The 19852-nt window shown below is 70.1% G+C and carries 15 protein-coding genes; 4 read left to right on the top strand and 11 right to left on the bottom strand.

Going from position 1 to position 19852, the window contains the following annotated elements:
* Window positions 1-8: 8 nt before the first annotated feature.
* From ACFVS8_RS06535 to ACFVS8_RS06520, 4 genes are all read right to left on the bottom strand, one after another.
* Window positions 9-5864 (bottom strand): Ig-like domain-containing protein, encoded by a 5856-nt coding sequence (locus ACFVS8_RS06535; RefSeq protein WP_387059176.1) that lies wholly within the window; start codon window positions 5862-5864, stop codon window positions 9-11.
* Window positions 5864-7267, bottom strand: coding sequence for a serine/threonine-protein kinase (locus tag ACFVS8_RS06530; RefSeq protein WP_387059173.1), 1404 nt, complete (start codon window positions 7265-7267; stop codon window positions 5864-5866). The genes ACFVS8_RS06535 and ACFVS8_RS06530 overlap by 1 nt, the downstream gene beginning before the upstream one ends.
* A 159-nt stretch (window positions 7268-7426) precedes the next feature.
* Window positions 7427-8257, bottom strand: coding sequence for a PP2C family protein-serine/threonine phosphatase (locus ACFVS8_RS06525; protein WP_387059171.1), 831 nt, complete (start codon window positions 8255-8257; stop codon window positions 7427-7429).
* A complete protein-coding gene (locus ACFVS8_RS06520; protein WP_387059168.1) occupies window positions 8254-9330 on the bottom strand; it encodes an FHA domain-containing protein in 1077 nt (358 codons plus the stop codon). Before ACFVS8_RS06520 ends, ACFVS8_RS06525 begins: the two co-directional genes overlap by 4 nt.
* 154 nt (window positions 9331-9484) lie before the next feature.
* Between ACFVS8_RS06520 and ACFVS8_RS06515 the strand changes: the two genes are divergently transcribed.
* Window positions 9485-9967: an Lrp/AsnC family transcriptional regulator gene (locus ACFVS8_RS06515; RefSeq protein WP_387059165.1), complete on the top strand. Its 483-nt coding sequence runs from the start codon at window positions 9485-9487 to the stop codon at window positions 9965-9967.
* A gap of 12 nt (window positions 9968-9979) precedes the next feature.
* The gene (locus tag ACFVS8_RS06510; RefSeq protein WP_387059162.1) at window positions 9980-11365 is read left to right on the top strand and encodes an aspartate aminotransferase family protein; all 1386 of its coding nucleotides are present in this window, start codon (window positions 9980-9982) and stop codon (window positions 11363-11365) included.
* Between the two features lie 62 nt (window positions 11366-11427).
* Here ACFVS8_RS06510 and ACFVS8_RS06505 read toward each other — a convergent pair whose 3' ends face one another.
* Window positions 11428-12591, bottom strand: a complete 1164-nt coding sequence (locus ACFVS8_RS06505; protein WP_387059159.1) for a DUF4192 family protein — start codon at window positions 12589-12591, stop codon at window positions 11428-11430.
* A gap of 187 nt (window positions 12592-12778) precedes the next feature.
* Between ACFVS8_RS06505 and ACFVS8_RS06500 the strand changes: the two genes are divergently transcribed.
* Both ACFVS8_RS06500 and ACFVS8_RS06495 read left to right on the top strand, forming a co-directional pair.
* Entirely contained in the window at window positions 12779-13270 is a 492-nt protein-coding gene (locus tag ACFVS8_RS06500; protein WP_387059156.1) for a methylated-DNA--[protein]-cysteine S-methyltransferase, read from the top strand.
* Window positions 13271-13275: 5 nt separating this feature from the next.
* A complete protein-coding gene (locus ACFVS8_RS06495; protein WP_387059749.1) occupies window positions 13276-13899 on the top strand; it encodes a DNA-3-methyladenine glycosylase I in 624 nt (207 codons plus the stop codon).
* 190 nt (window positions 13900-14089) lie between these two features.
* Here ACFVS8_RS06495 and ACFVS8_RS06490 read toward each other — a convergent pair whose 3' ends face one another.
* From ACFVS8_RS06490 to atpA, 6 genes are read right to left on the bottom strand one after another with little or no spacing between them, the layout of a single operon-like run.
* The gene (locus ACFVS8_RS06490; protein WP_387059153.1) at window positions 14090-14848 is read right to left on the bottom strand and encodes a YaaA family protein; all 759 of its coding nucleotides are present in this window, start codon (window positions 14846-14848) and stop codon (window positions 14090-14092) included.
* Window positions 14849-15421, bottom strand: a complete 573-nt coding sequence (locus tag ACFVS8_RS06485) for an AAA family ATPase (RefSeq protein ID WP_387059150.1) — start codon at window positions 15419-15421, stop codon at window positions 14849-14851.
* A gap of 11 nt (window positions 15422-15432) precedes the next feature.
* Window positions 15433-15693: a F0F1 ATP synthase subunit epsilon gene (locus ACFVS8_RS06480; protein WP_387059147.1), complete on the bottom strand. Its 261-nt coding sequence runs from the start codon at window positions 15691-15693 to the stop codon at window positions 15433-15435.
* 2 nt (window positions 15694-15695) lie between these two features.
* Entirely contained in the window at window positions 15696-17156 is a 1461-nt protein-coding gene (gene atpD / locus ACFVS8_RS06475) for a F0F1 ATP synthase subunit beta (RefSeq protein ID WP_387059145.1), read from the bottom strand.
* A gap of 23 nt (window positions 17157-17179) precedes the next feature.
* On the bottom strand, window positions 17180-18076 hold the full coding sequence (locus ACFVS8_RS06470; protein ID WP_387059142.1) for a F0F1 ATP synthase subunit gamma: 897 nt from the start codon (window positions 18074-18076) through the stop codon (window positions 17180-17182).
* A gap of 47 nt (window positions 18077-18123) precedes the next feature.
* A complete protein-coding gene (atpA, locus tag ACFVS8_RS06465; protein WP_387059139.1) occupies window positions 18124-19764 on the bottom strand; it encodes a F0F1 ATP synthase subunit alpha in 1641 nt (546 codons plus the stop codon).
* Window positions 19765-19852 lie beyond the last annotated feature (88 nt).

Raw genomic sequence — 19852 nt, 5'->3', positions numbered from 1 at the left:
ATCGGCATTCACGGGTTCGGATACCTCACTTTCACGCCGGCGACCTCAACATCCAACCAGACCCGATCGTCGGGGCGCGCGCCCGGCACTTCGCAACTCCGCGGGCGCTGCGCGGCGACGCCGACGTCATCGCCCTCGATGCCGCATCGGAACGAGGCCGGGATGCCCGAGTTGTCGGGCTCGGAGTCCCACGTCCACTCGGCACGCGCGGGGTCCCACGTACGCGACGGCAGCGCGAACGTGAGCGAGGGCTCCGCATCGGCGGGCAGGATCGCCGACCACGGCCCGCACGTGCCCCACGGCGAGCACGTGCGGATCTGGAATCGGGCCGTCTCGCCGAACGGCCGCCCGAGCACCGCGCGGAGCCACCCCGTTCCGGAGAAGTCCCTCGGCGACCCGATCTGGGCGCCCTGCTCGTCGACGGCGACGATCTGGAGCCGCTTGTCGGGGTCGACACGGGAGATGTAGCGATCCCAGGCGTCCGACGTCATCCAGTCCATGCCCGAGTCCACCGACGCGATCGGGCCGGGGGCCTCGCGCACCACGAGTGTTCCGACGCCCGTGCTCGCGCAGGCCGCGCGGTTGTACCCCCAGACCACGAACGAGTAGCGCGCGGACTCGGTCGTGGCGCCGGAGAACTGCACGCTCGAGGCGTCGGGCCCGACTCCCACCATGTCGACGACGGTTCCGCCGCGCGACGGCGGGACGACCGTGCCGGGCGCTGGCGAGGTCACGGAGCAGCTCTGCGGTCCGGTCGGGATCGAGGTCTGTCCCTCGGCCAGGCGCTGCACGAAGTACCCGCCGACGGTGTCGCCGTTGCCCGAGAACGGGGTCCAGCTCACCGTGACCGTGCCGGCCACCGCGTCGCCGACGACGCTGATCGATCCGGCGGCGGGCGGACCGAAGGGCGTGCCGCTGCCTCCGGCCTCGGCCCAGACGGCCATCGCGGGGTACGCCTCGTTGCGCGCGCTGACCGTGAACTCGACGAGGCTGCCGTTCTCGAGCCCCCTCGACTCGATCTGGCATCGCGAAGCCGTGCAGACCGCGGCGGCGTCGACCTCGATCGGCACGCCGCCGACGACGAGCACGTAGGAGTGCACCGGGCTACCGGCACCGCTGGGGACCGGCGACCACGAGATGCCCAGGCGGCCGTCGAGCGGGCTCGCACCGACATCGACGGGCGCTGCGGGCACGACGTCCGACCAGATGGGACCGGGGGCGTCGACCGGGTCGGACAGCCCGATGCCGTTCCGTGCCTGGACGCGCAGCACCACCGCGTCGGCCCGCCCGTTGCCGAGAGTCGGCACGCGGCAGGTCGTCGCGGCGCACGGGACCTTCGAGAGCACCTCCGACGACCCGGGAGCCAGCAGGCTGACCTCGTAGCCCGTGATGGGCGAGTTGTTGAACGCGCCGGCGCCGAAGACCAGGTCGAGCGTGCGGTCGCCGAATCCGGTGACCCTCGGGGCGCTCACGGGGTCCGGTCGATCCTGCACCGAGACCGTGACCGTGCCCCACGCGAAGCGATCGGGGTTCTCGGTCGCGTCGGCGACCTGGTACTGCAGCGTCGTGTTCACGGGCTCCGCATCCTGGGCCACCTCGACGACGAGGGTCGACCCGGAGGCATCCGGGGTGATCGTGACGCCGTCGGGCACCGCTTCGAGCCCGCGCAGCGCGACCACCCTGAGCGGGGTCTTCGGGAACGGGTTCGTGGCGTCGTCGTTCGCGAGCACGTCGACGCTCGTGGTCATGCCGCGTTGCACGACCGCGCGGTCGGCCACCGGTTGCGCCAGCGGCCTCGTCGAGGGCACGACGCGGAGGTCGATCCGGCCGGGGTCGCCCTCCCCCGACTGGTCGGTGACCTCGATGGTCGCCGAACCGCGGGTGCCGGCCTTCGCCTCCGGCGAGGGCGTGACCGTCAACCGATCGCCGTCGAGCTCGAGGTCGAAGGCGTCGGGCAACGGGTCGAGGATCCGGTATCGCAGGTCGGACTTCGGCCCGGGGTAGGTCACCAGCCGGTCGAGCTCGATGGTCTTCGCCTCCCCGGGCTCGAAGTCGATCGCTCCGCCCGCGAACACGGGGGCCTGGTCGGTGGTCGGATCCACCCTGATCGGGATCACGATGGTGCCCGTGCGGGCGGTCGGGTCGTTCGCCGACTCGCCGTCGGTCACGATGAACGAGATCGACGCGGGCCCGAAGTACCCGGTCTCGCTCCGGAACCGCAGCGTGTCCTCGTCGACCCACGGATCGGTGCCGTCGCCGTGGGCTGCGCGCACGGTCGCGGCATCGGCGATGCGGACCGGGCGGCCGGAGGCGGCGATCACGAAGTCCTCGATCTGGAGCACCACGCTCTCCCCGCTCCGCACCGAGACCGTGGGCGCGTCGCTCCGCAACTGCGGGATCGCGTCGTCGCGCCCCGGCACGCGGATGAAGGCGTAGGAGACCACCCGGGCGTCCTCTGGGTGCGTCAGGGAGAACGGGATGATCCGGCTGCGGTCCTCGACGGTCACGCGGATGCGGCCGTCGCGCAGCACCTCGGCACCGTCGTCGAACTCCGGCAGCAGCCCGACCTCGAGGTCGTCGACGTCGGCGTCGGCGAGGAATGCATCGGCGAGCACGTCGACGTCGACGCGCTCCCGGTCGAGCACGTCGTCGAGGTTCAGTGCCACGTCGCCGACCTCGGGCCTGGCGAACGGGGCGTCGTCGCTCGCCTGCACCCTGATGAAGGCCGTGGCGGTGCCGAGGCGATCGTTCGCGACGGTGTACCGGAACCCGTACTCCCCTTCCGCATCCGGCAGCACGATGTCGACCTGGTCGCCCGAGATCGAGGCGGTGGCGGCCTCGGCCTGCGAGACGACACCGGTGAGTTCGAGCAGGCCGCCGTCGGGATCCGAGTCGTTGTCGAGTACTCGCACCGAGATCGTGCGACCGGGCCGCACCTCCACGACATCCTCGACCGCGACGGGCGGCCTCGCGCCGTCGGGCCGCTCGGCGATGCCCACCCTGACCGTGCCCGTCGCGCGCGCACCGAGCGCGTCCACGACGGAGTAGGTGAACGAGTCGGTGCCCGACGCGTAGTCGCCCGCCTGGTACTCCAGCCAGTCGGGGCCGGTCTCGAGCACCGTGCCGCGCTGCGGATTGGACTCCTGGCCGACGAGCTGCACCGAGTCGCCGTCGGGGTCCGTGCCGCCGAGCGCGACCGAGATGCGCACGGTGTCGCCCGCGAGCGCACGCGCGGTGACCTCCGGCGGCACGGGGGACGCGTTGGTCTCGGGATCGGCCTCCCTGACCGAGAAATGCACGGCGGCCGAGGCGGACTGGCCGTCCTCCGCCGTGATCCGGTACGTGGCCTCGTACTCGCCGGGCGTCTCGGGTGCGAAGTAGCGGAGACGGTCGCCGCTCACGAAGAGCAGGCCCGCCGTGGGCTCGACGTCGAGCGCCGGATCGAGTTGGAACGGGCTCCCGTCGGGGTGCTCGTCGTTCGCGAGCACGGGCACGTCGATGACGTCGCCGGTCCGCACCGACGCCGTGTCGGGGTTGGCGACCGGTGCCTGCGCGATCCCGGGGTTGGGCACCTCGACGATCGTGACCGACCCCTCGGCATCGCCGAGCCCGTTGCTCACGCGATATCCGAAGGTCGTCGATCCGAGCGGCAGGGGCGCGACCAGCTCGACGCGGAGGATCCGGTGGTCGATGACCGCGATCCGCAACTCGGGCGCGTCGGCGTCGACGAGCTCGGTGAGCACGAGCACGCCGCCGGTGGGATCGATGTCGGTCGCGAGCACGTCGATGTCGAGCGGGACGTCGTGCCGGAGGAACGCGGTGTGGGGCACCGTGATCGGCGTCGTCTCGCGGTCGGATCCGGCCTCGACCTCGACGCGGATCGTGCCGGTGACGGGCGCGCCCGACTCATCCGTCACGACGTACTCGAGGTAGTGCGTGCGCTCGGCCACGCTCTCGAACCGGAACGTTCCGCCGTCGTAGTCGGGCGTGATCAGCACGTCCTGCTTCGCGGGCACGCTCGTGAGCACGACGTTGCCGGTGCCGCCGTGCACGTGCCGCAGCGGGTCGATGCGCACCTCCTCGCCCGCCGTGGCGAGCACGACGAAAGGCTCGGCGATGAGCGGCACGGCGCCCGTCGGACGCACGTCGATCTCGAGGGCGCCTGCTCCCTGTTCGCGCCCGTCCGAGGCGATCAGGGCGACCTGGCGGCTGCCCGTGCTCTCGCGACGCTCGTCGAACACGACCGAGCCGTCGGCCGTGAACGACACGGCGTCGGGTTCCGACACCGTCGCCGACACCAGCGAGAAGGGGTCGCCGTCGGGGTCGACCCAGTCGCCGAGCACCGCGGTCGTGGATCGTCCGAACGTCGCGACCGCCGTGCTGCGGTCGCGCACCTGGGCCGGCGGCCCGTTCTCCTCCGGCAGGCGCACCTGCACGGCGACGGATGCCGTTGCGGAGCCGCCGCGGCCGTCGTCGACCGTGTAGCCGAACGTGAACCCGTCGGTCACGGTGTCCTCGAGCGTGACCTGCACCTGTTGGCGGTCGGCGACGAGGTCGAGCCGCACGCCGGGAGGCGGCACCACGTCGAGCGCCTCGATCACGAGCACGTCGCCGTTCGGGTCGTAGTCGTTCAAGAGCACGGGAAGGGTCGACGAGCGCCCAGGCCGTGCGCCGAAGGTGTCGTCCGCCGCCTTCGGCGCGACCTGGCTGCGCTCGAGCGGAGCCGGCCGGTCGGCGTTCGGACGCTCGACGACCTCGTCCTCCGATTCGGTCGCGAGCAGCTCGGACCAGTTGTCGATGACGCGGTAGTCGGTCGCCGCCGCCCAACTCCGGCCCGTGGCCCGATCGTTCAGCACGAGCGACCGTCCGTTGGACATGAACGCGAGGTCGGCCTGACCGTCCATGTCGAGCGGGAACGTCGTCGGCTCCTCGCCGCTGCACGCCCGCCACGCGATGCCGTTCCACGCCGCGTGCAGGCAGTCGCCGTGCCGCACCGGCGCCGCGGGAACCCCGACCGGCCCGGGCACCGACTCCTCGCGAACCGTGCCGTCGTCGAGCCGGACGGTCAGCAGCCCGGCCCTCGAGGCGACGGCGAGCACGTTTCCGTCGGCAGAGGGCTCCTGGAGCACCGGCGAGTCCGACTGCGCGAGGTACCCGCCGAGGTCGACGGTGCGGTCGCTGAGGTGCAGCATCAGCTCGCGTTCGTCGAGCAGCGCCCAGGTGCCGCCGACGGAGGTGATCTGGTAGTCGGTCGCGTCCTTCGGCATGCGGGACTGCCACTGCTCGACGACGGACTCCGACTCGTCGACGTCGACGCGCTGCACGATGCCGGTGCCGGGTGCGAATGCGAACAGGCTCCCATCTGGTGCGACCGAGACGGCCGCGCCGACGCCGAAGTTGAGGTCGGGGTCGGCATCGACCTGGAGGTCGGCGAGTTGATCCGCCGGCATCGTCCACACCGCCCCGTCGGAGACGACCACCACACGGGAGTCCGTCAGCACGAGGTCGCTGGCCGGCGGCACGGCGACGGTCTCCGCGACGGTCGACGTCGTGGGGTCGATCACGGCGACCGTCGCCCGGTCTGCGTCGAGCGCGAGCACGGTCTCGCCCCGCTGCGCGATCCGGGTCGTCGATCCGCCCGTCTCGACGATCGAGTTCAGTTCGTGCACCGCGGTGTTCGCACGCCCCACCGACGAGAGTTCGTCGTTCGCGACCCAGACCGCGGCGTCGCCGAGGTCGACGCGTTCGGCCGAATAGCCTCCGGATGCCGCTGAGACGGCCACGATCGTCGCCACGACGGCCATGCCGACCGCCGCGGTCGCGGTCGCGGATCGATGTCTGGAGACGATCGTGGGCAGCCTCATCAGCCCTCCGTGTCGACGTCCACGCAGCGCTCCTCGCTCGAACGGCCGGTCTGGCCGTCGCGCGTGACGGCGACGCTCGCGCACACGTGGTCGCCCTCGGCGGACGGAACGTCGAGCCGGCTCTCCCGCTGCACGGGTCGCGCACCGCCGTCGACGGTCACGATGTACGCGTCGCCGCCCTGGAGGCCGGGGTCGTCCCACGTGAAGGTCACCGTGGTCTCGGCGACGGCCGCCCTCACGTCGGTCACGACGGGGATCGACGTCGTCGCCGTGGCCACGAGGTACGCCCCGGCGAGTGCGGCGCCCACGAGCAGCACGGCGACCGCGGAGAACGCCCAGAGCGTGCGCCGGGTCGAGCGAGAGGCCCCGGGGTTGCCGCTCGGCGCACCGGGTTCCGACTCGTCGCGCTGCGTCGTCGCAGCCGTCCGATCCGGCGCGCGGCGAGAGCGACGCACTCGGCGGTCGGCGGCGACGGGCGGGGCCACGACGATGCGGGTGCGCTCGTCGACGTCGACGGCCACCGCCAGCGCCCAGTCCTCGGTGACGACTTCGAGCGGGGTCTGCGGCAGCGCGAGCTCCTCCTCGACCGACTGCAGGTCGCGGACGAATTCGAGGGCGCTCGCCTGGCGATCTGCCGGCCGCTTCGACATGGCCCGCGCGAGCACGCGTTCGAGCGAGTCGGGAACGTCGTCGCGCCTCGTGCGCGGCACGCGCGCGGTTCGGATGCGGCTCGACACCTTCGCGACGGCGTTGTCGCCGCCGGGTTGCTCGAAGGGGCTCCGTCCGGCGAGCAGCGAGTACACGGTCGCGCCGAGCGACCAGACCTCGCTGGCGACGGTGCCGGAGTCGTCGACGAGCACCTCCGGGGCCGACCACGGCACCGAGAGGCCGACCGCGTCGGCGGTCGAGTGCGCCCCGAGCCTCGCGGCGATGCCGAAGTCCGAGAGCACGGGGTGCCCGTAGGCAGTGGTCAGGATGTTCGACGGCTTGATGTCACGGTGCAGCACCCCGTTGCGATGGGCGGTCTCGACGGCGCTCGCGATGCGCACCCCGGTCGCGAGCACCTCGGCGAGCGGGAGGCTCGTCGTCCGGTAGCGCTGCCCGAGCGTGGCCGGGCAGAACTCCATCACGAGGTACGGTCGGCCGTCGGCGGCGACGCTCGCCTGGTACACGGTCAGGATCGACGGATGCGACGACAGTTGCGCCATGACGTCGGCCTCTGCCTGGAACATGCGCCTGGCCTGGTCGTCGACGACCTCCGCCAGCAGCACCTTCACGGCGACCAGTCGCCTCGGCATGTTCTGCTCGTACAGGAAGACGTCGGCGAACCCGCCCGACCCGAGCATGCGCACGAACGAGAATCCGGGCAGGTTGGGCGGAGTTGACGGCAGTCGTCTCGACACGATCCTCCCTGACCTCGATGCCTGTTCGGATGCGGCCGCGGCACGTCGCCGGCGCCATCCGTCTGCTCATTGTAGGTCGCCCGTACCACTCGAGGACGGGGCGGAGCACGGTCGCAACCGGTCTGTGATGCAGGTCGCGACCTCGGGCAACGACGGGGTTCAGGATGCCGCGGGCGAGTCGAGCGAGCCGTCGGCCGCCGAGGTGTCGGGGCGGACCACCTCGAGCACGTCGACGACGAGCACCGTGACATTGTCGCGACCGCCGTTGCCGAGCGCCGCGTCGAGGAGGTGCTCGGCGACCCGTTCGGCCGAGCGGTCCGCCATGAGGAAGTGCCGGATGCCGTACGACGTGAGTTCCTTGGTCAGTCCATCGGAGCAGACCAGCAGGCGCATGCCGGGCTCGACGGAGATGGCCCGGTAGTCGGGGATCGGGGACTCGTGGAATCCGACGGCCCTGGTGATCACGTTCGAATGCGGGTGCGTGTCCGCTTCGTCGCGCGTGATCTGGCCCGCGTCGACGAGCTCCTGCACGATCGAGTGGTCGACGGTGAGCTGTTCGAGCACGCCGCCGACGAGGCGGTACACCCGGGAGTCCCCGATGTTGAACACGATCCACGCCGGTTCGTCGGAGATGAGTCCGAGCGCGACCCCGGTCACGGTCGTGCCGCTGCCCTCGTCGGTGACGCCGGTGCCTCGGTGCATGTCCTGCACGGCGAGGCGAAGCGCGTGGTCGATGTCCGAGGTGCCGACGATGGTCTTGCCGCCGTGCTCGGCGAGCCTGGTGACGACCGCCGCGCTCGCGAAGTCGCCTGCGGCGTGGCCGCCCATGCCGTCGGCGACGGCGAAGAGCGGCGCCTGCGCGACGTAGCTGTCCTCGTTGACCTGCCTGCGGTGCCCGGTGTCGGTGACCGCCGCCCACGACAGCGTGATCCGGGTGCCGTCGGGCAGCACGACCGGATGACGTGAGATGCCGTTTCCGATCTGAGTCACGAGTGGGGCCTGTCGGTTCGGGTCGGGCGTGGAGTGTCGTCATCGGCTGGGAGGACCTCGATGATCGTATCGTCTCCGAGGTCGAGGAAGCAGCCCGGTCCGACGACGATCGACTCCCCCGCCCGCAGGCGGCGCACGCCGGCCGGGGTTCGGAGCACCGTTCCGTTCGTCGATCGCAGGTCGGTCGCGACGAGGCGCGCACCCTCGACGCGCAGCTCGAGGTGGGTTCCGGAGACGACCCCCGTGGCCGAGCGCACGGGCACGAGCTCGGGTGCGGTCGCGGCGGCGGCGGGCGCCCTCGGAGCGAGCGGGCGCCGGCCGACGAGGATGGGCACGGTGACCGTCCGCACGCCTTCCGAGCCGATCCGCACCCGTGGCGCCGCGCCGGGAGCGAAGGTGCTCGCTCCGCCGGCGAGCAGGTCGGCGTCGTGTTCGGCGAAGTCCGCGACGGTGTCCTCGAGCACGAGTTCGTCGGTCCGCGTGCCGTGCGAGCGGTCGTCGACCTCACGACCGGGCCGGGAACCGTTCGGGGACCACGCCACGTCCGTCGCCCGGAACGACACGCGAGCCGGTGCCGCCGCCTCGGTCGTTTCGGTCGAGGGGTGCAACGGGGCGCCGGTTGCCGCGATCCGGATGCCGGTCACGTCGCGGAACTCGGCGAGGTGCCAGGGTCGGATGCCGCGCGAGTCGAACCGGCGCGACCCACCGGGGGAATCGAGATCGACGACGGCTTCGCCGCGCACGACCGCGGTGATCGCGTGGCCGGATGCCGGCGCCTGCACCGGCCCGCCGGCCGCGTCGGCCGCGTTGGCCGCGTCCGTCTCGGCGCGGGATCGCGACCACCACACCACGGCGAAGCCCTGGTCGGCGCCGTCGTCGTCGCCGGGGATGCCCGGGATCACCTGGATGAGCTCTTCGATGCCGACTCCGTCGTCGGCCGTGAGCGCGGCGAGCGCAGCGAGCGCCTCGGCATCGGCGGGCGCCCCGAGCGCCGCGATGAATCGGTCGCCGACCACGACGTCCCAGCCGGCTGCCCCGACCCTGGATGCGCTCGTCACGGTTCCTGCGACCATGTGATCAGTCTGCACCAGCACGGTCGGTCCATCGCATCCCTCACGGGCGGATGCACTGGCGAAACCGAGTCAATCGGCGGGAATCCGTTGCAGATCGAATGATTTTCGACGGATTCCCTTGCCGAAGGCGTTTCCCACTGACACAATCGATCGCATGACGAACACGGCACGACCTGCCTCGCCGCGGCCGGTTCACCTCGACGAGGTCTCGAAGGCCATCATCGAGCAGTTGCAGGCCGACGGCCGACGCTCCTATGCCGACATCGGCAAAGCGGTCGGCCTCTCCGAGGCAGCCGTGCGCCAACGCGTGCAGCGACTCACCGAGTCGGGCGTGATGCAGATCGTGGCCGTGACCGATCCGATGCAGCTCGGGTTCACTCGCCAGGCGATGATCGGCATCCGCGCCTCGGGCGACACCCGCGAGCTCGCGACGAGCCTCGCCGAGCTGCCCGAGATCGACTACGTCGTGCTCACCGCCGGGAGTTTCGATGTGCTGGCCGAGGTGGTGTGCGAGGACGACGACGAGCTCATCACGCTGCTGAACTCCCGCATCCGCAACCTTCCGGGCGTGCGCTCGACCGAGACGTTCGTCTACCTCAAGCTCCAGAAGCAGTTCTACAACTGGGGCACTCGCTAAGAAGGGAAGATCATGACCGACACGGTCTACGACAACGCCGCTCTGCAGCAGAAGGCGAAGGACCATCTGTGGATGCACTTCGCCCGGCAGTCCACGATGGAGACCTCGGGCGTGCCCATCATCACCCGCGGCGAGGGCCACCGCATCTTCGACATCAACGGCAAGAGCTACATCGACGGCCTCGCGGGCCTCTTCGTGGTGAACGCCGGCCACGGCCGATCGCGTCTCGCGCAGGCCGGCGCCAAGCAGGCGGAGGAGCTCGCGTTCTTCCCGATCTGGTCGTACGCGCACCCCAAGGCGATCGAGCTCGCCGACCGCCTGGCCGACTACGCGCCGGGCGACCTCAACCACGTGTTCTTCTCCACCGGCGGCGGCGAGGCGGTCGAGACCGCGTACAAGCTGGCGAAGAACTACTGGAAGCTCATGGGCAAGCCGAGCAAGTACAAGGTGATCTCGCGCGCCCTCGCCTACCACGGCACCCCGCAGGGCGCTCTCGCCGTCACCGGCCTGCCCATCAAGGCCCCGTTCGAGCCGATCACCCCCGGCGGCCTCCGTGTGCCGAACACCAACTTCTACCGTGCCGCCGACATGGGGGCGCCGACCGAGAGCGAGGAGGCCTTCGGCATCTGGGCGGCGAACCGCATCGAGGAGCAGATCCTCATGGAGGACCCCGACACCGTCGCGGCCGTCTTCCTCGAGCCCGTGCAGAACTCGGGCGGCTGCTTCCCTCCGCCCCCCGGCTACTTCCAGCGCGTGCGCGAGATCTGCGACAAGTACGACGTGCTGCTCGTCTCCGACGAGGTCATCTGCGCGTTCGGCCGCATCGGCCACATGTTCGCGTGCGACGAGTACGGGTACGTGCCCGACATGATCACCTGCGCGAAGGCCATGACTTCGGGCTACGCCCCGATGGGTGCGACGATCATCAACGAGCGCGTCTACGAGCCGTTCTCGAAGGGCGACACGACGTTCTACCACGGCTACACCTGGGCAGGTCACCCGGTCTCGGCGGCCGTCGCTCTGGAGAACCTCGACATCTTCGAGGAGGAGAACCTCCTCGGTCACGTGCGCGAGAACTCGCCGCTCTTCCGCGCCGAGCTCGAGAAGCTCAGCGACCTCCCGATCGTCGGCGACGTGCGCGGCGCCGGGTACTTCTTCGCGGTCGAGCTCGTGAAGGACAAGGCGACGCGCGAGACCTTCAACGAGGAGGAGTCCGAGCGCCTGCTCCGCGGCTTCCTCTCGACGGCGCTCTTCGATGCCGGCCTGTACTGCCGTGCCGACGACCGCGGCGACCCCGTGATCCAGCTCTCGCCGCCGCTCACCATCGGCCCGAGCGAGTTCCGGGAGATCGAGCAGATCCTCCGCGGCGTCCTCACCGAGGCCTCGTCCAAGATCTGACCGATCTCCGTCCTGCCGCCGTCGTTCGCCCGTTCGGGGGCGGCAGGACCAGCCGGACGACGTCACAGCCCGCCGACCGCGAAGCCGTGCACCTCGTCGGCCGCAGCCCTTCGGGCGAACGCCCACTCCGGGAGCGCACCTGCGCCGATGAATCCCTCGAGCAGTCCCGCCATCGAGTGTTCCGGGGCGATCGCGAGCGCCGCGTCGAGGAATCCTCCGGCTTCCGACCCGCGACCGAGCGACCAGGCCAGCCAGGCTGCCATGCAGAGCGGCCCGGGCCGAACGTCCTCCGGGGCATGCGCGACAGCCCTGCGCAGCTGCTCGATGCCGCGCTCGGCTCGGGCCGAGTCGGGCCGGAGCATCGAACGGCCGAGCATCAAGTTCGCGAGCACGTCGTCGCGTTCGTCCGCACGGCGCTCGACACGATCGCCCACGAGGGCGATCGGCTCGCTCCCCGGATCCGGCAGGTCGAGCGCGATCTCCCCCAGCGTGCGACCGAACGCCATCTGCAGCATCATCGCGTCGCGGTACGGGGGCCGCGCAGCCAGGTGCAGCAGCCACGCGACGCGGCGGGCGTCGAGCGGGCGTCGCCTCGGGCGTGCCACCAGCGTCTCCACGAGCTCGACCGGATCCGCATCGCGCGCGAGGCCGGCCACCGCTCGCTCGACCCGCCGCAGGTCGGCGAACTCCTCGAGGATCCCGGCGACCTGCAGTGCTATCGCCGGATCAGCATCCGGGAGACCGCCGCGCGGTTGCGAGGACCCCGGGCGATCGGACTCCGGCACGTCGAGCAGCACGGGGCTTGACGCGACGAGGTCGAGCGGATGCCCCGTGGCCGGCGACTCGGGGTCGAGCAGCGAACTCCAGGCGTCGGCCGCCTGGCACAGGGCGTCCCGCACGTGGAACCCGGCACGCCCCGCGCGTTCGACGACGAGTTCGAGCAGATCGCGATGAGGCATTCCTCCCGATTCTCCGTAACACTCCGAGCTGTAGACGACCGGCACGACGGCATCGACGTCGGGGATCCGGCAGATCGTGCCGATCACCGCGGTCACGAGGCGTTCGTGGTCGGTTGCCTCGGGTGGCAGGTCGTGTCGCAGCACGCCGACGCTGCGGTTGCCCGAGAAGGCGACGCAGACGAGCGAGCGCTCGGGCACGAATCCCGCGAGCACGGGGACGAGGGCGAGGAAGTCGTGCGCGGCTGTCGCGCGGATGATTGCGGTCATCCGCACAGCGTCGGGCACGCTTCCGTTCGCCCTACGGCGCCCGGCGGCGCAGACGACACCCGGCTCGGGCCCCTCGGCTGTCGAGGACCACTCGGCGTCTCGCCCTCGACAGGGCGCCTCGGCGCCGAGTTCCACCCATGTCCGATTCCCGCGAGTCCATGTCGGATGCCGCGGCTACGCTCGAATCATGACCGAACGCTTCCTTGCTCGGCTCGAGAGCCCGATCGGGCGCATCGAGCTCCTCGCAGACCACGAGGCCCTCACCTCTCTCACGATCGAGCGCGACGGCTCGCTCCCCCACGACGACGAGCCCGAGCACCGCAACGCCGTGCTCGAGACCGCCGCGATCCAGCTCGACGAGTACTTCGCGGGCACCCGCACCGACTTCGACGTGCCGGTGCACCTCCAGGGCACCGAGTTCCAGCGCGCCGTCTGGGGCCGGCTCCAGCAACTGCGGTGGGGCGACGCCACCTCGTACGGGGCGCTGGCCGCCGCCGTCGGCAAGCCCGGATCTGCTCGGGCGATCGGCGGAGCCGTCGGCGCGAATCCCGTGCCGATCATCGTCGGGTGCCACCGCGTGCTCGCCTCCGACGGGCGCATCACCGGGTACTCCGGCGGTGAGGGCGTGCCGACCAAGCTCTGGCTCCTCGGGCACGAGCGCATCGGCTTCGCCGCGTGAGCGTCATCCCACGTCCCGAACTCATCCGTGGCGATGACGGCATCGACCGCTGCGGATGGAGCGGCGACGACGCCGAGTACCGTCGATATCACGACGAGGAGTGGGGCACGCCCCAGCACGACCCGGTGCGTCTCTTCGAGAAGGTCTGCCTCGAGGGATTCCAGGCCGGACTCTCGTGGATCACCATCCTGCGACGCCGTCCGGCCTTCCGCGAGGTCTTCCACGGATTCGACGCGGAACGGGTCGCGTCGATGACCGAGGCCGACGTGGTGCGGCTCCTCGACGACGAGCGCATCATCCGCCATCGCGGCAAGATCGAGGCCACCATCCAGAACGCGCGAGCCACGCTGGCCCTCGATCAGCCGCTCGACGAACTCATCTGGTCGTTCGCTCCCCCTCGCCGCGAGGAGCGGCCGACGGGGTTCGGCGCGGTTCCCGCCATCACGGCCGAATCGACGGCGCTGAGCAAGGAGCTCAGGCGGCGCGGGTTCCGGTTCGTCGGCCCGACCACCATGTACGCGCTCATGCAGGCCGCGGGTCTCGTCGACGACCACCTCGTCGGCTGCTTCCGCGCAGAGGCGGCAGACGCGCAGCCGAATCCGAGCGCCGCCGCGGCGGTCGCGGGCTGACGCTGAGCCCTGGGCGGACGCGGGCTGACGCTGACCCCTCGGCGGACGCGGGCTGACGCTGACCCCTCGGCGGTCGCGAGTTGACGCTGAGCCCTCGGCGGACGCAGGCTGCGGCAGAGCCCTGTACCGCTCGCAGCTGACGCCCCCGCCGTGTGCCGGCAGGCGCAGGCGCGACCCTCGGGCAGCGTGGTCAGGCGACGAGATCGAGTTCAGCCGGGCCACGCCCGGCTGGTGCGCCGGCCGAGAGTTCGAAGCCCTCGGAACCAGCCCAGTCCAACAGCTCGTCGACCGAGCCGAGCGCCGGACGCGTCTCGAGCAATCGCCTCGTGAACCGCCCCTTCGCCTGCTTGTTGAAGTGGTTCAGCGCTCGTCGCCGCCCGCCCTCGTCGACGGCGACCACCCGCACGAAGACGCTGGCGGCGTGCACCGGCGCCGGGCCGAGCTCGGCGTAGGCCTCCGACCGCAGGTCGATGATGAGCCCGTCGTGCGCGGCGATGCGATCGGCGATCGCGTCGCGCCAGAAGCGCTTCAACGGCAGCCCGGGCACGCGCGAATCGTGCGACAGGCGATAGGCCGGAATCGGATCCATCGCCCCGACGAGGCCGAACAGTGCGGAGTGCACGAACACGTTCTGTGCGGCATACGCACGGGCGCCCTCATCGAGGGTCTCGGCGTCGAGCGCGTCGAAGAGCACTCCCGTGAACCGGTCGAGCGCCGGCATGGTGGCCGACGACCAGAGCGCACGATTGTGCTCGACTTCGGTCGCAAGACGCGGACCCAGCTTGAGGGCCCGCAGCGCCGACTCCTCGTCGGCGCTCAGCGCCACGAGTTCGTCGGCGAGCTGCATGCGGAGCGGCTCGAGATCTGCGAACGAGAGCGACGACAGATCGAGCGGCGCACCGTGGCCGCCCGCCCGCTTCGTCTCGGAGGGCGGCAGCAGGACCAGCATCTACGACGCGAGGAACGCGAGCGTCGCGTCCACGTTGGAACCGAGGGACTCGATGCTGTCGATGGTCACGCGCGGAAGCGCCGACGACGGGCCCGTCCAGGCCGCATAGCCCTCGAGGCTCTGCTCGACCGCACGCCAAGTCGTCTCTTCGAGGTGCGGAAGGTTGCGCTCCCGCTTCGCGAGGCGCGCCCGGTGCAGCTCTTCGTCGGAGCAGACGACCTCGACGACGCGAAGCCGAACCTCGGTGCGCACGGCGAGATCGCGCCACTGAAGGCGAGCCGCCTCTCCGGCGTTCACCGCGTCGACGATCACCGTTCGGCCGGACAGGAGTTCCTTCTCGGCGATCTCCTCGGCCACGAGGTACGCGGCGAGCCCGGTGGGCTCGTCCGCGTCGATACCGGCCCGCAGGATCGCGGACTCGATCGGGTCGACCGACACGACGGTCGCCCCGAGCCGGGCGCCGACGATCTCAGCGATCGTCGACTTCCCGGCTCCGGGCAGACCCGCCATGACGACGAGTTGGGTGATCGACAGTTCTCCGAACTGCCGATCCAGCGGCTGCTCCCCCTGCATCCGCCGAGCCCTCAGACCAGTTCGGCGCGCGAGGCGACGATCTGGACGGTGTTGGACTGCACCGAGAGGAAGCCGTCTTCGGCGTTCGCGGAGATCTTCTCACCGTCGGGCAGGGAGACCCGGACCTCGCCGGCAGCCAGGACCGCGAGCATCGGCTCGTGGCCCGGCAGGATGCCGATCTGGCCCTCGACCGTGCGAGCGACGACCATGGACGCCTCGCCCGACCAGATCTCCCGGTCGGCCGAGACGACGCTCACGTTGAGTGCGGCCATGTTCAGCCGTTCTCCTTCTGGATGCGAGCCCACTGCTCTTCGACGTCGGAGATGCCGCCGACGTTGAAGAAGGCCTGCTCGGCGACGTGGTCGAAGTCGCCGCGGGCGATCGCGTCGAACGACTCGATCGTCTCCTTGAGCGGAACCGTCGAACCCTCGACACCCGTGAACTTCTTGGCCATGTAGGTGTTCTGCGAGAGGAACTGCTGGATCCGGCGCGCGCGGGCCACCGTGATCTTGTCTTCCTCGGAGAGCTCGTCGACACCGAGGATGGCGATGATCTCCTGGAGTTCCTTGTTCTTCTGCAGGATCTGCTTGACCGTGGTCGCGACGCGGTAGTGGTCGGCGCCCAGGTAGCGGGGGTCCATGATGCGCGACGTCGAGGTCAGCGGGTCGATGGCCGGGTAGAGACCCTTCGACGCGATCTCACGCGAGAGCTCGGTGGTCGCATCGAGGTGGGCGAACGTGGTCGCCGGAGCCGGGTCGGTGTAGTCGTCGGCGGGCACGTAGATCGCCTGCAGCGAGGTGATCGAGTGACCACGCGTCGAGGTGATGCGCTCCTGGAGGATGCCCATCTCGTCGGCGAGGTTCGGCTGGTACCCCACGGCGGACGGCATGCGGCCGAGCAGCGTGGAGACCTCGGAACCGGCCTGCGTGAAGCGGAAGATGTTGTCGATGAAGAGCAGCACGTCCTGCTTCTGCACGTCGCGGAAGTACTCCGCCATCGTGAGCGCGGAGAGGGCGACGCGCAGACGCGTTCCCGGCGGCTCGTCCATCTGGCCGAAGACGAGGGCGGTCTTGTCGAAGACGCCCGCCTCCTCCATCTCGTGGATCAGGTCGTTGCCCTCACGGGTGCGCTCGCCGACACCGGCGAACACCGACACACCACCGTGGTCCTGCGCGACGCGCTGGATCATCTCCTGGATGAGGACGGTCTTGCCGACACCGGCGCCGCCGAAGAGGCCGATCTTTCCACCCTGCACGTACGGCGTGAGGAGGTCGATCGACTTGATGCCGGTCTCGAAGAGCTGCGTCTTCGACTCGAGCTGGTCGAAGGCCGGGGGCTTGCGGTGGATCGGCCAACGCTCGGTGATCTCGAGCTGCTCGCCGGGCTCGCCGTTCAGCACCTCGCCGATGACGTTGAAGACCTTGCCCTTGGTGACGTCGCCGACGGGCACGGAGATCGCCTCGCCGGTGTCGGTGACCTCCTGGCCGCGAACGAGGCCGTCGGTGGGCTTCAGGGCGATGGCGCGCACGAGGTCGTCGCCGAGGTGCTGGGCGACCTCGAGCGTCAGGACCGAGGACTCGTCGCCGATGGTGACGGTGGTCTTCAGCGCGTTGTAGATCTCGGGGATCGAGTCGTGCGGGAACTCGATGTCGACGACGGGGCCGGTGACGCGGGCGATGCGTCCGACGGCGCCGGCGGCACGCGCGGCGACCGGCGCGGTTGCGGTGTCAGTCATTCTGCTCTCTCTTTTCTGAGTTGCTACTTGGCGGCGACGAGCGCGTCGGCGCCGCCAACGATCTCGGAGATCTGCTGCGTGATCTCGGCCTGGCGGGCGTTGTTCGCGAGGCGGGTGTAGTCGGTGATGAGCTTGTCGGCGTTGTCGCTCGCCGACTTCATCGCCTTCTGGGTCGCGGCGTGCTTGGCCGCGGACGACTGCAGCAGCGCGTTGAAGATGCGGCTCTCGATGTAGACCGGAAGCAGCGCGTCGAGCACCGTCTCGGCGTCGGGCTCGAACTCGTAGAGCGGCTCGATCTCGGTGTTCGCCTCGGCGACGCCTTCGACGACCTCGAGCGGCAGGAGCCGCACGACCGAGGGCGTCTGGGTCATCATGCTGACGAACTTGTTGTAGACCACGAAGATCTCGTCGACGCCGCCGTCGGATGCATCGCGGAGGAAGGCCTCGAGGACCGCGTCGGAGATCTCCTTCGCGAGCTCGAACTCGGGGTTCTCCGAGCTGCCCGTCCACTGCTGCTCGAACCCGCGGCGACGGAAGGCGAAGTAGCCGACCGCCTTGCGCCCGACGAGGAAGTAGCTCACTTCCTTGCCCTCGGAGCGGAGCAGCTCGCTGAGCTGCTCCGCTTCACGAAGCACCTGCGAGTTGAACGCGCCGGCGAGACCGCGGTCGGACGTGAGGATCACGACCGCCGCGCGCTCGATGCGCTCGGGCTCGCTGGTCAGCACGTGCTCGACGTTCGAGTGCGTGGCGACCGCCGAGACGGCACGAGTGATCGCCCGCGAATACGGCGTCGATGCGGCCACCCGCGCCTGCGCCTTCTGGATGCGCGAGGCGGCGATGAGCTCCATCGCCTTGGTGATCTTCTTCGTCGTCTGGGCGGACTTGATCTTCTGCCGGTAGACCCGAAGTTGCGCTCCCATGTCTCTCCTGTAGTCCTAGGGTCGGTCGTTCAGTCGTGTCGAGGCGCTCAGCGCTTCGACTTGACGACCTGCTCCTGGTTGACCGACTCGGCGGCGATGGGCTCGAACTTCTCGGAACCGACGGATGCGAGCGGCTTGCCCTCGCCCGTCTGGAACTCGAGCTTGAACTTGTCGACCGACGACTCGAGCGTCGCGACCGTCTCGTCGGAGAGCACGTTGGTCTCGCGGAGGTCGGTCAGCACCGAGGTGTTGCGGCCGAGGAAGTCGAGCAGCTCGCGCTCGAAGCGCAGCACGTCTTCGACGGGAACCTCGTCGAGCTTGCCGTTCGTGCCGGCCCAGATCGAGACGACCTGCTCCTCGACGGGGTACGGCGAGTACTGCGGCTGCTTGAGCAGCTCGGTGAGGCGGGCGCCTCGTGCGAGCTGACGGCGCGATGCCGCGTCGAGGTCGGACGCGAACATCGCGAAGGCCTCGAGCGAGCGGTACTGGGCGAGCTCGAGCTTCAGCGTGCCCGAGACCTTCTTGATCGACTTGACCTGGGCGTCACCGCCGACTCGAGAGACCGAGATGCCGACGTCGACCGCGGGACGCTGGTTGGCGTTGAACAGGTCGGACTGGAGGAAGATCTGGCCGTCGGTGATCGAGATCACGTTCGTCGGGATGTACGCCGAGACGTCGTTGGCCTTGGTCTCGATGATCGGCAGGCCGGTCATCGAACCGGCACCGAGCTCGTCGGAGAGCTTGGCGCAACGCTCGAGCAGACGCGAGTGCAGGTAGAAGACGTCACCGGGGTACGCCTCGCGTCCCGGCGGACGGCGGAGGAGCAGCGACACGGCACGGTAGGCCTCGGCCTGCTTCGACAGGTCGTCGAAGATGATGAGGACGTGCTTCGAGTCGTACATCCAGTGCTGGCCGATGGCCGAGCCCGTGTACGGCGCGAGGTACTTGAAGCCGGCGGGGTCGGAAGCCGGAGCCGCGACGATCGTCGTGTACTCCATGGCGCCGGCGTCTTCGAGCGCGCCCTTCACCGAGGCGATGGTCGAGCCCTTCTGGCCGATCGCGACGTAGATGCAGCGGACCTGCTTGTTGACGTCGCCGGACTCCCAGTTGGCCTTCTGGTTGATGATCGTGTCGATCGCGATGGCCGTCTTGCCGGTCTGGCGGTCGCCGATGATCAGCTGGCGCTGGCCGCGACCGACGGGGATCATGGCGTCGATCGCCTTGATGCCGGTCTGGAGCGGCTCGTGCACCGACTTGCGCTGCATGACACCGGGAGCCTGGAGCTCGAGGGCGCGGCGGCCCTCGATGCCCGTGATCTCGCCGAGGCCGTCGATCGGGTTGCCGAGCGGGTCGACGACGCGGCCGAGGAAGCCCTCACCGACGGGGACGGAGAGGACCTCGCCCGTGCGGGTCACCTCCATGCCCTCTTCGATGCCGGTGAACTCGCCGAGCACGACGACGCCGATCTCGTCTTCGTCGAGGTTCAGCGCGAGACCGAGCGTGCCGTCCGCGAAGCGGATGAGCTCGTTGGCCATGACCGAGGGCAGTCCCTCGACGTGCGCGATGCCGTCTGCGGCATCGGTGACGTATCCGACCTCGGTCTTCTGCGCCGTGCCCGGCTCGTAAGCCGAGGCGAACTCCGTGAGAGCCGTACGGATCTCATCGGGGCTGATGGAGAGTTCTGCCATTGCCATTTCCTTTTCTGAAGGGCCTCGGCCCTTTTCTGTGCCGGTTGACCAGCTACTGGTGTGTCACGGCGCAGGACGCCGGTCGATG

Source organism: Agromyces sp. NPDC058110 (genome assembly GCF_042884735.1).
GTDB lineage: Bacteria > Actinomycetota > Actinomycetes > Actinomycetales > Microbacteriaceae > Agromyces.
Note: the sequence above shows the minus strand (reverse complement) of the source record. Positions and strands in the feature narration are given on the sequence as shown.

Excerpts from the sequence above, each read along its gene's own strand:
- ACFVS8_RS06515 (WP_387059165.1), top strand. The coding sequence starts at position 9,485 with ATGACGAACACGGCACGACCTGCCTCGCCGCGGCCGGTTCACCTCGAC.
- ACFVS8_RS06505 (WP_387059159.1), bottom strand. The coding sequence starts at position 12,591 with ATGACCGCAATCATCCGCGCGACAGCCGCGCACGACTTCCTCGCCCTC.
- ACFVS8_RS06500 (WP_387059156.1), top strand. The coding sequence starts at position 12,779 with ATGACCGAACGCTTCCTTGCTCGGCTCGAGAGCCCGATCGGGCGCATC.
- ACFVS8_RS06520 (WP_387059168.1), bottom strand. The coding sequence starts at position 9,330 with ATGGTCGCAGGAACCGTGACGAGCGCATCCAGGGTCGGGGCAGCCGGC.
- ACFVS8_RS06485 (WP_387059150.1), bottom strand. The coding sequence starts at position 15,421 with ATGCAGGGGGAGCAGCCGCTGGATCGGCAGTTCGGAGAACTGTCGATC.
- atpA (WP_387059139.1), bottom strand. The coding sequence starts at position 19,764 with ATGGCAGAACTCTCCATCAGCCCCGATGAGATCCGTACGGCTCTCACG.
- atpD (WP_387059145.1), bottom strand. The coding sequence starts at position 17,156 with ATGACTGACACCGCAACCGCGCCGGTCGCCGCGCGTGCCGCCGGCGCC.
- ACFVS8_RS06480 (WP_387059147.1), bottom strand. The coding sequence starts at position 15,693 with ATGGCCGCACTCAACGTGAGCGTCGTCTCGGCCGACCGGGAGATCTGG.
- ACFVS8_RS06535 (WP_387059176.1), bottom strand. The coding sequence starts at position 5,864 with ATGAGGCTGCCCACGATCGTCTCCAGACATCGATCCGCGACCGCGACC.
- ACFVS8_RS06490 (WP_387059153.1), bottom strand. The coding sequence starts at position 14,848 with ATGCTGGTCCTGCTGCCGCCCTCCGAGACGAAGCGGGCGGGCGGCCAC.
- ACFVS8_RS06510 (WP_387059162.1), top strand. The coding sequence starts at position 9,980 with ATGACCGACACGGTCTACGACAACGCCGCTCTGCAGCAGAAGGCGAAG.
- ACFVS8_RS06470 (WP_387059142.1), bottom strand. The coding sequence starts at position 18,076 with ATGGGAGCGCAACTTCGGGTCTACCGGCAGAAGATCAAGTCCGCCCAG.